Genomic DNA, 14,126 nt, shown 5'->3' with positions numbered 1-14,126 from the left:
TGCAAAAAAGATAGAACAATGAAATACAGAGATTATATTAATATAGGATGTGCGCTCATGCTGTTCTGTTCGCCAGTAAATGCACAAAATGCCGCAGATACGGTGGCAACACAAATTGCATACGGCGCACAACCCTCGTGGGCACAAACGGCTGCCATCTCAACAGTAGGGGGCGAACGCCTAATGGAGATTACATCGCCAACGGTGGGCAATGCCTTAAAGGGATTGTTGCCGGGATTGTCGATGCTCCAAAAGTCGGGCGAGCCTGGTTACGACTTTTATATGGAGAACATGTTCACGCGTGGAGTGAGCTCGTTCAACGGCAAACAGCAAATGCTTGTCTTCGTCGACGGCTTTGAAACCCCATTGGATAATATCTCCACAGAAGAGATTGAGTCGGTTTCTTTGTTGAAAGATGCAGCGGCATTGGCCATATATGGCTCGCGAGGAGCCAATGGTGTGTTGCTCATCACAACGAAGAAAGGCTTTCATTCTGCTCCGAAGATAGGGTTTCGCATGCAAACGGGCATTCAGATGCCTACAATCATGGACTCGCCGATGGACGCTTACCATTATGCAAGCCTCTATAATCAGGCACTTGCCAATGACGGGAAGGCCCCTTTGTATACAGACGAGGCCCTGTCGGCCTATCAGTCGGGCAGTAATAGTTATCTATATCCCAATGTAGATTGGAAAAAGCAAGTATATAAAAGCACCGCGCCTCTGACGATGGGCGAGCTTTCCTTTCGCGGAGGCGGTGGTGGCTTGAACTATTATGTCATGGCTGGCCTATTGCAAAACGACGGCCTTTATCGTGGAACCGACTCTAAGGGGCGTGAAAGTGCCAATGTAGATTATTCGCGTTATAATTTCAGAGCCAACTTGGATGTTGACATCACGCGTTATTTCCGAGCTTCTCTTTATTCGGGTGCAAGTCTGGCAGAGAAGACAACGCCCGGCGGAGGTGGTGCAGACGACTACCTAAAATCTATATGGACCACTCCCCCTAATGCTTTCCCCGTATACAATCCGAATGGAAGTATTGGTGGAACTTCGCTTTATACCAATCCCGTGGCAAACCTTTTAAATCGCGGTTTGTACAAAGAAAACTCTCGTTCGTTGCAAGTAATCTTCGGCTTACAGTATGATTTTAGCGCTTTGGTGCGCGGATTGAGTGCCAAGGTGACGTTTGGCTATCACAATTTCATGGCAGAAACGTCGCCAAAAACGCGTGATTATGCACGTTATTCGCTTACACAAACAGGCGTTGATGCGCAAAACAACCCGATTTATAGCTACATGCAATATGGTTCTGATGCTGCACTAACAGCCACAGAGGGGTTCCGAACCAGCCAAACGCGTGTGGGCTTGCAGGCACAGATAGATTATCAGCGGCGTTTTGGCAAGCATGGCATTCACGCCATGTTGCTGATGCTCAACGACAGGTACCAATTATATAATGTGCGCGACGATGAACGCTATGTAAACTTCGCAGGACGTTTGACCTATGACTTTGACAAACGATATGTTGCCGAGCTGGTTGCATCTTATATGGGAACCGATAATTACGCACGCGGTCAGCGTTTTGGCGTCTTCCCTGCGTTGTCTGCGGCATGGATAGTAAGCAACGAGCCGTTTATGAAAGCGGCATCATGGGTCGATTTCTTGAAGTTGCGTTCCTCTTATGGCCTTACGGGCAACAACCAAACGTCGGCTCGCTTTATCTACGACGAGACTTATGGCGGCAATGGCAGTTATCTTTTCGGTGTAGGAAGTTCACAATCTTCTGGCTTTACCGAGAGAACCTTGGCCAATCCCTCTGTAACGTGGGAGAAGAAACGTATCTTTAATGTGGGCGTCGATGCCACGTTGTGGAGAAATCTCTCCATTAATCTCGATGTTTTCCATGAAACCCAATCAGAAATTCTCACTTATCCCTATGCACAAGTGCTGGGTATCGTAGGCGCATCCTATGGCGGCATACTCCCATTGATGAATGTGGGTAAGGTAACTAATCATGGTTTCGAGTTCAAAGCGCGCTATCAAGGTAAGGTTAGCGACAAAATATCTTACTTTGCTGAGGCCGGAACATGGTATGCCATGAGTAGAGTTGACGAACAAGGAGAAGACGTAAAAGCCGAAAGCTACCTTTATAGGAAAGGTAACCCCGTGTGGAAACCCATTGTGTTGGAGGCCGACGGGTTCTATACGGCCAACGACTTTGACGGCGACGGCAAATTAAAAGCTGCCTTGCCACAACCGCAATTCGGACATGTTGCGCCTGGCGACATTAAGTATAAGGATTATAATGGCGACCAAATCATCGACGAGAACGATGCACACCCCATTGGCAATGCAACCGTTCCTGCATGGAACTATATGCTGAGTGGAGGCATGAAGTACAAAGGTTTTGATATTAGTGTACTGTTCCAAGGGGTTGCCCAGCGCGACATTTATTTGCGGGGAGCCAGTATTTACTCTTTCCAAAACAACGGAACGGCCTCTAACTTAGCCTTAGACAGTTGGACACCCACGCATACCGATGCCACTTATCCGCGTTTGTCGACAGTTGATTTCAGCAACAACTACCGCACTTCTACCTTCTGGCGGCGCAATGGAAGTTTTCTAAGGCTGCGCAATGTGCAGGTAGGTTACGAACTTGCCGAGCGCGTTTCGCGTGCATTACGCCTAAGCAGCGTGTATTTCTACATCAATGCAACCAACTTGTTTACGCTCGACTACCTTGGAAAGCTGGGCGATGCCGAGCAAGACAACCTCTTAAGCTACCCGCTCATGCGTACTGTTAGTGTGGGTCTGAAACTCGCATTCTAATTTATTTTCCATTAAAACCTATTCTTATGAACGCAAAGTTCTTTTCATATATCTACATTTCTGCGGCGATAAGCATTGCTTTCACCCTCAGTTCGTGTAATGGATTTCTGGATCGTGAGGAAGATTCCTTTATAGATAAAACTGCAACCTTCGATTCTTACAATCGAACAAAGCAGTACCTAACCTATGCTTACACGCTACTTCCAGACGGGTTGAACCGTTTTTCGCGAGAAGCAATGTTGGCTTCGGCAACAGACGATGCCGAGTTTGCCATCGAATCGGCGGAAATTCAGCAGTTCAACAATGGCTCATGGAATGCTTTAAACAATCCGGACGATGTGTGGAACCGCTACTATTCGGGTATTTCCAAGTGTTGTACGTTGTTGGAGAACACAAATCATGTAAATCTCGACATTTCGCGCCTAGACCCCGACAAGCAAGTGGAGTATGCCAACAGCCTGAAAGACATCCGCATGTGGCGTGCCGAGGCGCGTTTCCTTCGCGCTTATTTTCATTTCGAGCTGCTCAAACGCTATGGTCCAATCCCCATTGTCACCTCTACGCTTAGCATTAACGGGAATTATGAGAACACGCTGCGCCCAACGATGAAAGAAGTTGTGGACTTCATTGCCAAAGAGTGTGACATAGCTGCCGATACGCTTGAACTCACGCCGTGGAGAAACGTAAACGATGCCTTTGGCCGTGCAACGAAAGGTGCAGCCTTAGCCTTAAAGAGTCGTTTGTGGCTCTATGCGGCAAGTCCGCTTTATGTTGACTTCGGTGATACAAACGAAGCCAACAAACCTACGGATGTTGCGTTGTGGAAGTCGGCGGCCGATGCCGCAAAAGCGGTTATCGACCTCAATCAATACGAGCTGGCATCGTCTTATGCCGACTTGTTTAAGAATGATTTTCAAAACAAAGAGTATATCTTTGTACGTAGATATGCTGCCAATTCCGATTTTGAAAAAAGTAATTTCCCCGTAAGTTTTGGTGGAAAGGGTGGCACAAACCCCTCGCAAAACTTAGTGGACGACTACGAAATGCTTGATGGAACGCCTTTCGATTGGAACGACCCGGCCAAGGCTGCGCAGCCTTTTGAGAATAGGGATGCACGCTTAGGGGCCACCATCTTAATGAACATGGCACCATTTAAAGGCAAAAAGGTTGCCACTTATCCAGAAGGAGCAGATGCAAGTCCTAACCCAAACGCCACGAAAACAGGCTATTACCTGCGCAAATTCCTCAATGAAGATGTGAACATCCAAACGGGAGGCAGTAGCAGTGGCCATGTAGTTCCGCTGTTTCGCTTGGCAGAAATCTATTTGAATTATGCCGAGGCACTTAATGAGTGCGACCCAACAAATCCCGATATAGCCCTTTATCTCAATAAAGTTCGTAATCGGGCATCACTCCCTAACGTGTCGGCACTTTCACAAGAGCAGATGCGTGCTGTTATTCAGCACGAACGCCGTGTTGAATTGGCCTTTGAGGAGCACCGCTCTTGGGATGTTCGCCGCTGGAAGATTGCCTCTTCTACGCTCGGAGCACCCCTCATGGGCGTACAAATTGAGCGAAAGCCTTTGGGCGGGTACACCTACATGCCTGTAAAAGTGGAACAAAGGGTGTTTCAACCCAAAATGTATTGGTATCCAATACCTCAGTCGGAAGTGCTCAAATTAAAGCAATGGAAACAAAATAATGGCTGGTAATTAAACAATCTTATCATGATAAAGTTAAAGAATATAGTGGCAATGCTGTCCCTCTTAGGCGCGATGGCTTGCACCGAAAATAACATAGCCTACGATGAAGTGGTGGATGTCCCCGAAGGCGTTTACCTTTCTGGCCCCTCGTCCGAATTTTCTTTGCCCATAGAGGCTGGGCGATTAACGGCCAGCTCGCGTGCCAACATGTTGAGTATTCGCGCTTGGTTGAAGAAAGATGGCCATTTTAAAATCTCGTATGTTGGCACCGACGGACAGCCTGTGGCCTATGGCAAGGGAAGTGAAATGACGCTTGCCAATAACTACGTCAATACGTTTAGCTTATCAGCGGATGCCGAAGGTTTCTCTGTTCCTACCGAAGGGCTTTATCAAGTGGTTGTTAACAAGCAACGAAAAGAGTTGACCCTCATTCCCATGCAGTTCACCATGCAAGCCGATGGCGCGCTTACTTCAGACGGAAACACGGCTGTTGCGCTTAGCAACGTGGCTTATGACAAGCTTACGCACATCGTAACTTGGAGCAATGCCGACTCTACCCAACAGCTATTGCCCAATAAATATGTGTTCAACATGAACAATGGCGTTCCGCTTTATCTGCGCGACAGCGATACGGAGAACGACACGCTGTCGACTGTTTTCACGGGCATGGCCTTGGCAGAACGCACCAACCAACTCACCGAAGTTTATCAAGAACTCACCAATCAGTCTGCCGTAAAGCTTAAATTCCCTTTGAAAGGACAGTACAATGTGCAGGTGCAATACAATGTCTTAACAGGAAAGTTTGCTGCGCGCATGGGTGGAAAGGGCGTTGAAGTAACGGGACTTGCCAACGAACTCTATATGGGCGGCACCAATTTTGGGGCATGGAACACCAACGATGTGGTGAAGATGGCACCTGTTGGTGCTGTTGGCAATGGCGAATTTTGGCGGTTATGCCATTTGCAAGCAGGGAAAACGGTGGAATGGGCAACGGCAAAAGATGGTTCGCAAGCCTTTTCTTCGTTAACCACGATGCAGGGCGTTACTTTGGATGGAAATGGAAAAGCCACGGTGAACACTACCGGACTGTATTTGGTTTATGTAAACTTAGACCGCAAATTAATTGCCTTCGAAACGCCAAAGGTGTATGCCGCAGGAGAGGCGTTGGGCAATAAAGAACTGCCCTTAACATCCAACGGCAGCCGCTTGCAGGTAGAAACAACCGAGACGGGAAACCTTAATCTCTTTGCTTTTTCCGACCAAAACGCACGCGATTGGTCAACGATGCAGTTCACCATTCGCAACGGCAAGGTGGTTTATCCGGGTGTAGCCGTGCACGAAATGCCTGCGCTACCAGTGGCCAAAGGCACAACGGTTACGCTCAACATGGCCGACAATACGGCTGATTTTGGCGGAACAACCCCCGAAAGCCTTATACCAGAAGGGGTTAAGCAACTTTATATGACAGGCGACGACTTTGGAAAATGGGATTGGAACGCTCCCGAAATAGCATTGTTTGAGAATGGCTATGCTGGTGCCGCTCGTTGGTTTTACATTACGTATCTGCGTGGCGGAACGGCATTGGAGTTCTCAACAGAGAAAGCTTTTGGTAAAGGAAACTTTGCCAAACTGAAAACAGCAACAGATTATAATGTTGTAAACGATAGGACTGTTGTGCCTAGCGATGGCATCTATCTTATCTATGTGGGGTTGGATTCGCGCGAAATTGCCATCCAGCCGCTAGAACTGTCGGGCGATTGTGGCGGCTCTGCGGTACAGTTTACAACCAATGCCGATGGGCGAACCATGAGCGCAACGCTTGCCAGTGGAGGCCGCATGCGCATCTATCCCAACATACCTGCCTTTAAAAAAGTGAAGAAGTTTGGCTCGTGGAAACGCGAAGTCTACGTCGACCCTGCGTCTAAGGCTTTCTTATATCGCAAAAATGGCGAAGGCGAACCCAACAAAGACTATGTGTGGAAGGCAGGAACAAAGATAACGATAGACTTTGTTTCAAAGAAAGCAACAATCCAAGAACCTTAAAAGTTCTATCGAGCCACTTTGCAATCGCTATCGTATTGCACGGCTATTCTAATCATCTGGTGTTGTAGGGTCTGTCCTATCGTGTGGCGAGTGCTATCCCATAACGTCGCCAAGCGATAGCGATAGACTTACAATACAACAAAAAATACAGGAAGTATGAAAACAATCATTGCAACCATTTGTGCCCTAAGTATGGGCTACATCAGCATAAGCGCACAACCCAATGTGCCTAAAACGCACGCTTTACCCGGTTGGACCAGCTTGAAAGGCGACGAGTTTAACGGCTCGTCTGTCGATAAAAAGCTTTGGGGACTCTATGGAGATGCCACAAAAAACTATGCCAACGATTACTATGGCAATAACACGGGCCAAGGTATGGCGCAGGTTTACCGCGACAAAATGGTTACGGTAAAGAACGGCATCCTAACAGTTCGTGCCACGCGAGATGCCATTCAGACGGGCATTCGCCGTCCTTCACCGCCCGACCCCGATGTAGACTATGGCCCAATTATGCGTTATCCGCTAAAACCTAACCACAATTATACCACAATTGGGTGGTGGTCGGGCGCATTGTCTAGTCGAGATGCCGAGGGTGGCGGCAGGTATTATCCGCTTTATTCGCGTATCGAAGTAAAGGCAAAAATACCTTATACCATCGGTGTTTGGATGGCATTATGGCTGCGCCACCGCTATGGAGGTGCCGGAACTTTTGAAATAGATCTCGAAGAATTCTTCGTGAACGATGATGATAAGGATATAACGCATAACTGGGAAGGGCATACTTATCATTTCAAAGGAAAACGAACCATCCACCAATCTGTACACGGACTGGACCGCGCAAAGGCATATAAGGACCCAAACACGGGCGAAACCAAGTATAAAACAACCTATAACCACAACGATTTTGCCGACCGCATAAGGGAAATTGATTTCAATCCGGCAGAAGATTTCCATGTGTATGGGGCGCAAATGGACCCGCTGCCGGGCGACTCTTCTGTTCATCTGGCTGTTAGCTTCTTGTTAGATGGAAGGGTAAGGTCGGTATTTACAACCAAAACCGATAAGGTAGGAGGCTCTTCTGAGTATCGTTTCAATGAGTTGTTGAAAGACAAATACATTAAAGGCAACATCGACCATATTTGGGATGTGGCGATAACCGGACAGGTTGGAGGTAAGCCCGACGGCCAAGGCGGTGGCGTGTTGTACCCGGAAATGGACCCTAAGTATGGCGGAAACCTCAATAAAGTGCCTCGCAATTATGAAATGGATATTGATTGGCTGCGCGTTTTTAAGCGAACCAATAAGGCACTATGGCTTGGCTCTATGCCCAAGGGCTCGGATTGGAAAACAAAAAACGTGGCACTAGAAATGTCTGCAACGCAGTTTAAGGGCTTGCAAGTGGGCGATCAGCTTGTAATGGACATCGACACGCTCAGCAACTCTGAATATCGAAAAGTGGAAAAGCTGAAACTCGACATCTACGACTACAACGGCAATGCCATTACAACACTGAAACCCGAACTTACACAACGCGATGCACAAGTAACCTTTATTGTTACAGACGACCTCTGCAAGAAACTGAAAGCCAAAGGGGGCGTGATGAAAGGCGAAAACATCCGCTTGTTCTCCGTTTGCCGTTCGCAAAGAGACAGTGCCAAGTGGGTGGGTTTCAAACAAATGGCAAATGGCGAGGTGCTTATTCCCGCCACCATGTTTGCAGACATAGAGAAAGGCCAACAAATAGAAGTGATGGTGCGAGACGTTGCTGCCGGAGGAACGCTTTGCCTACAACAATTTAAGAAACCAGATGCAGGTAAGAACCATAGACCCGACCTTTCGGCCGATAAAGCCGCAGGAAACGTTTTGCCCTTAAAGGCTGGGCATGACGAAAACACCTACACGTTTACCCTCAACGCGCAAGCCGTAAAGGAGTTAAAGCAACACGGACTGGCCGTAACGGGCAAGGGATGTTACTTGCGAAGTGTGCGAATTGTTGGTGAAAAGAAGAATACGGCCGTGAATAAGGTAGAAACCCAATCGCAAACCAACGCTGCCGTCTACACCATCGACGGCCGCAAGGTGGCTGAACGCTGGCAGGAGGGCACGTTTCCGCGCGGCATCTATATCGTAGGGGGCCGTAAAGTAATCGTAAAATAAGGTAAAAGATTGTTTCCTCCTATACGCCGTGGGCTTTCTTCGCCTTAGAGTTAGGAGTTCATTTCTTATGAGTAAACTTGCACATTGCAGGCTTAAACATCAGTACAACGCGGCTTGTACTGGCGCTACAAGACGCTTGTACTGGCACTACAAGATGCTTGTAGCGTGACTACAAGCCGCTTGTAGCCACACTACAAACGGCTTTGTACTGATAAGGCAGGTTCTAAAAATTACCTTTGCTGTATTTTTAGCTTTTAGCTGAGCAGGTTTTGCTTACTTCGTGAAGGAGCATAATGGACTATGCGACTGAAAGAATAAGCAAAAGATGCCAGATAAAAGCAAAAAGACAGTGAAGAGCAATATAAGGAACAACAAATGAACCTTTGCGAGGAATTTTTAGAACATGCCATAAGTTGATAACAAAAATCATAACCATCTCAATTCAAAGATGAGAACATTTACCAATCCTTTTCTCAAACCTCCCTATATAATAGCGGTGTCATTGCTGTGGTTCTGCACGTTGGTAAGCCATGCGGCCGAGCGGCATTTGTGGGACGAAGGCTGGCGATTTGCCTTACATCCAGACGATGCCCCGCTGCAACCCGACTTTAAAGACGATGCTTGGCGCCTGTTGGACTTGCCGCACGACTGGGCAATTGAAGGCGACTTTTATGCCCAAAACCCATCGGGGGCCAACGGCGGGGCATTGCCTGGCGGTATAGGGTGGTACAGAAAACATTTGGCTTTGCACGACAACGATGCCGCGTCTCGTTATGTTCTGCACTTCGATGGCGCATATATGAATACGTCGGTGTATGTAAACGGCACGCTTTTAGGCACGCGCCCTTATGGCTTTATCGGTTTTAGTTACGACATTACGCCCCTCCTTAACAAGCAAGGCGACAATGTTGTCGCCGTAAAGGTAGACAATTCTCAGCAGCCTAACAGCCGTTGGTACACGGGATGTGGTATTTATCGCCATGTATATTTGTCGAAATCGGCAGATGTACGCGTTGCAGAATGGGGCGTACAAGCCGTTTCTGAGGTGAAGAAAGGGCTTGGAAGTGTTACGCTCAACACGCAGATTGAGAATTTCAGTGGGCGTAGCCGTCGGGTTATTGTGCGCCAAAAGCTATGGAATAAGGCTCGCCAGCTTGTTACGCAGACATCGAAAGTATGCGATATAGCTGTTTCGGGAACAACGGTTAAACAGCAAATGCGTGTGCCTAAACCGCAATTATGGTCGCCCGCTTCGCCTAACCTCTATACCATAACGACCGAAATTATAGAGAATGGGCGTGTGCTAGATGGCGACACCATAAGGATGGGCATGCGAACGGTGGCGTTTGATGCTAAACAAGGCTTTTTCTTAAATGGCAAGAACATGAAGATTAACGGCGTTTGTCTGCATGGCGACTTAGGTTGTTTAGGCGCAGCCATTAACGAAGACGCCCTTTATCGGCAAGTTTCGCTGATGAAAGCGATGGGCGCAAATGCCGTAAGGTGTTCGCATAATCCGCCGGCACCCGAACTTCTGAACCTTTGCGACAGCCTAGGGATGCTAGTTGTTGACGAGGCTTTCGACAGTTGGCTGCACGGAAAAACGCCTTTCGACTATTCGTTGCATTTCAAAACATGGTTTGAACGCGATTTAAGAGATATGGTCTTGCGCGACCGCAACCACCCTTCTATCATTCTTTGGAGCATTGGTAACGAGGTTTTGGAACAATGGAACAAGGTGGACAACGCCGGAATGGCATTAGAGGATGTGAACATTTTGCTGAACAACAGCAGGGATAAGGCCGCATTGGCACAGGGCGACACACTTAATGTTAAAGTGAAACTCACCCAAGCGTTGGCCGCCATTGTGCGCCGCTATGATTCAACCCGACTTATTACGGCAGGGTGCAATGAGGTGTCGCCAGACAACAACTTGTTTAAAAGCGGGGCACTAGATGTGATTGGCTTTAACTATCATCAGAAAAAGGTGAAAGATGTGCCGCAGAATTTTCCCGGAAAGCCTTTCTTGATGACCGAAACAGTATCGGCCTTGCAGACACGGGGCTATTATAAAATGCCGAGCGACTCGGTTTATCGTTTGCCTGGGCGTAAGCGCCCGTTCACCGACCCCACGTTCCTTTGTTCGGCTTACGATAATTGTTGCGCCCATTGGGGCTCAACCCACGAGGCTACGTTGGACGTGGTGAAACACACGCCTTATTGCGCTGGTCAGTTTATTTGGACGGGTTTTGATTATATTGGCGAGCCAACACCGTTTAATTTTCCTGCTCGGAGCAGTTATTTTGGATTGGTAGACTTGGCTGGTTTTCCCAAAGATGCTTACTATCTATATCAGAGTGAGTGGACAAAGGGGCCTGTGTTGCACCTCTTTCCGCATTGGAACTGGATAGAAGGGCAAGCCATAGACCTGTGGTGTTATTATAATCAGGCCGACGAAGTGGAACTGTTTGTGAATGGGAAGTCGCAAGGCGTGCGCCAAAAGCGCAACGAACACGAGTACCATGTGGCCTGGCGCGTAACGTTTGAACCTGGGGAGGTGCGTGTGGTTGCGAGGAAAAACGAAAAGGTTGTGGCAGAGAAATCATTGAAAACGGCAGGTGCGCCCCATCATATTCGGTTTACTCCTAATCGGAAAGAGATAAAAGCTAATGGCCGAAGTCTGTCGTTTGTTATGGTTGAGGTTGTGGATAAAGACGGCAATCTGTGCCCTTGGGCAGAAAACAACATCTTGTTTTCATTGGCGGGAGACGCCAAAATTGCAGGCGTTGACAATGGAAGTCCGTTTTCGTTGGAACGGTTTCAGGCTCATGAACGGCGCGCTTTCTTCGGCAAATGCTTGGTGGTGGTGCAGGCAGGCAAGTCGCCTTCTGCCGTTCGGCTTACCGCAAAGGCTGTGGATTTAGCCCCACAAACCATTGAAATCAACACGGTTGATGCGCGCTAACACTTAAAGTCCCTCCATTTTGTGCCGCTACGATGCTTGTAAAAAGGCGTTTCGGTTGGAGCCGAGGGCATAACATCTGAACGAAATAAAAAAACAACAATCTCGAAGAATATGAAACGAAGTGTCCTAGCCGTTACCTGTATAGTGGGTAGCCTACTTGTTGGGAATGCGCAACATGCCCATGCTAAACAGCCGCGAAAGCTGGTGAAGAAAGAACTAAGCGCAGCAGATAAAGAAACCCAATTTGTGACGTCGCTCATGCAAAAGATGACATTGGCCGAGAAGATTGGGCAGATTTCTCAATATGTAGGGGGCTCTTTGCTGACAGGACCGCAGAGTGGTGCCCTTTCCGACTCGCTCTTCGCTCGTGGTATGGTGGGTTCCATACTCAATGTAGGCGGTGTTGACAAGCTACGACCGTTGCAAGAGAAGAATATGCAGCTGTCGCGATTAAAAATTCCCATTCTGTTTGCGTTCGATGTAGTACATGGTTACAAGACGATATTCCCTACACCCCTGGCCGAGTCGTGCTCTTGGGACACCAATCTCATGTTTGAAACGGCTAAGGCTGCGGCCGTTGAGGCCGCTGCATCGGGCATTCATTGGACCTTCGCCCCAATGGTGGACATTGCACGCGACCCGCGTTGGGGGAGAATTGTTGAAGGTGCGGGCGAAGACACCTATCTGGCAAGCCAAATTGCAGCGGCGCGAGTGCGGGGCTTTCAATGGAATTTAGGGAAAACCAATGCTGTATATGCCTGCGCCAAGCATTTTGTGGCCTATGGCGCACCGCAGGCAGGGCGCGATTATGCCCCGGTAGACCTCTCCTTGTCTACCTTAGCCGAGGTTTATCTGCCACCCTTTAAGGCCTGTGTAGATGCTGGCGTAAGGACTTTCATGTCTGCTTTCAACAGCGTTAATGGCATTCCTGCTACTGGAAATCGTTGGTTGATGACCGAACTGCTGCGTAATCGGTGGAACTTTCAAGGGTTTGTGGTGAGCGATTGGAATGCCGTGCAAGAGTTGAAGGCGCATGGCGTGGCCGAAACAGATAAGGATGCGGCCCTGATGGCTTTTCGGGCAGGGGTGGATATGGATATGACCGACGGGTTATATAACCGTTGTTTGGAGGAGGCTGTGCGTGAAGGGCAACTCGATGTGCACGCGATAGACGCCGCTGTTGAACGCATATTGCGAGCAAAATATGTTTTAGGGCTTTTTGACGACCCTTATCGCTTTCTTGATTTGAAACGCGAACGCCGTGAGGTACGCTCAGAATCTGTTACCGCTTTGGCCCGAAAGGCTGCCACGGCATCAATGGTGTTGTTGAAGAACGCCAACGCCACACTTCCGCTTTCTAAGCAAACGAAACGCATTGCGCTTGTTGGTCCGCTGGCAAATAATCGTTCTGAGGTGATGGGCTCGTGGAAAGCGCGGGGTGAAGAAAAAGATGTAGTAACTGTGATGGACGGCATTAAGAATAAGTTGGGCAAGGATGTTGTGCTTAACTACGTGCAGGGTTGCGACTTCTTAGACCTTTCAACGCACGAGTTTTCGGCGGCTTTCGAGGCTGCAAAGCATAGCGATGTGGTGATAGCCGTTGTGGGAGAGAAGGCCTTGATGAGCGGAGAGTCGCGCAGTAGGGCCGTGCTTCGCTTGCCGGGTAAGCAACAAGCGTTGCTCGATACGCTGCGTAAGGCTGGCAAACCGCTTGTGGTTGTGCTGATGAATGGGCGACCCTTATGTTTAGAGAAAGTGGATAAGCAGTCGGATGCACTGCTGGAGGCTTGGTTCCCAGGTACGCAATGCGGCAATGCCGTGGCCGACATACTCTTTGGCGATGCCGTACCCTCGGCCAAGTTAACCACTTCTTTTCCGCTTACGGAGGGGCAAATACCCAATTATTACAACTATAAACGCTCTGGAAGGCCTGGCGATATGCCCCATAGTTCGACCGTTCGCCATATTGATGTGCCCAATAAAAACCTGTATCCTTTTGGTTATGGGTTAAGTTACACCACGTTCTCGTACGGCGAAATGCAATGTCCGCAGCAGTTTGCTGCCGATGGTTCGCTGCAAGTGTCTGTCGAAGTAACCAATACGGGCCACTTTGACGGTGAGGAGATTGTGCAACTTTATGTGGCCGACAAGGTGGCCTCGATGGTTAGGCCAGTGAAGGAGTTGAAGGGTTTTCAAAAGGTTTTCATTCCTAAGGGGCAGACAAAGCGCGTTGACTTCGTGCTACATGCCCATGATTTGGGATTTTGGGACAACACGATGCAATATGTTGTTGAACCTGGAACATTTGAAATAATGGTGGGAAAGAATAGTGAGGACTTGCAAAAGAAAGATGCAACGTGGAAGGGAGACAGCCGTACACCATAATTATATAAGGCAGTGAATGGTACCATCTGCCATGTCTTTCG

Annotated in this window: 6 protein-coding genes; all 6 read left to right on the top strand. The window is 48.5% G+C overall.

Translation table 11 applies throughout. The features are described 5' to 3' along the window. The first annotated feature begins 18 nt into the window (after nt 1-18). Nucleotides 19-2,832, top strand: a complete 2,814-nt coding sequence (locus HMPREF0670_RS08745) for a SusC/RagA family TonB-linked outer membrane protein (RefSeq protein WP_009230802.1) — start codon at nt 19-21, stop codon at nt 2,830-2,832. Nucleotides 2,833-2,858: 26 nt separating this feature from the next. Then, nucleotides 2,859-4,544, top strand: coding sequence for a RagB/SusD family nutrient uptake outer membrane protein (locus HMPREF0670_RS08740; RefSeq protein WP_009230801.1), 1,686 nt, complete (start codon nt 2,859-2,861; stop codon nt 4,542-4,544). A gap of 15 nt (nt 4,545-4,559) precedes the next feature. Next, on the top strand, nt 4,560-6,578 hold the full coding sequence (locus HMPREF0670_RS08735; RefSeq protein ID WP_009230800.1) for a SusF/SusE family outer membrane protein: 2,019 nt from the start codon (nt 4,560-4,562) through the stop codon (nt 6,576-6,578). 156 nt (nt 6,579-6,734) lie between these two features. Further along, nucleotides 6,735-8,735, top strand: a complete 2,001-nt coding sequence (locus HMPREF0670_RS08730) for a family 16 glycosylhydrolase (RefSeq protein WP_009230799.1) — start codon at nt 6,735-6,737, stop codon at nt 8,733-8,735. A gap of 448 nt (nt 8,736-9,183) precedes the next feature. Further along, the gene (locus tag HMPREF0670_RS08725; protein WP_009230798.1) at nt 9,184-11,700 is read left to right on the top strand and encodes a glycoside hydrolase family 2 TIM barrel-domain containing protein; all 2,517 of its coding nucleotides are present in this window, start codon (nt 9,184-9,186) and stop codon (nt 11,698-11,700) included. A 111-nt stretch (nt 11,701-11,811) separates the two neighbouring features. Continuing rightward, on the top strand, nt 11,812-14,085 hold the full coding sequence (gene bglX / locus HMPREF0670_RS08720) for a beta-glucosidase BglX (protein WP_009230797.1): 2,274 nt from the start codon (nt 11,812-11,814) through the stop codon (nt 14,083-14,085). The last annotated feature ends 41 nt before the right edge of the window (nt 14,086-14,126 follow it).

The sequence above is a fragment of the Prevotella sp. oral taxon 317 str. F0108 genome (assembly GCF_000162415.1).
Taxonomy (GTDB): domain Bacteria; phylum Bacteroidota; class Bacteroidia; order Bacteroidales; family Bacteroidaceae; genus Prevotella; species Prevotella conceptionensis.
This window is presented reverse-complemented; position numbering and strand designations above follow the sequence as displayed.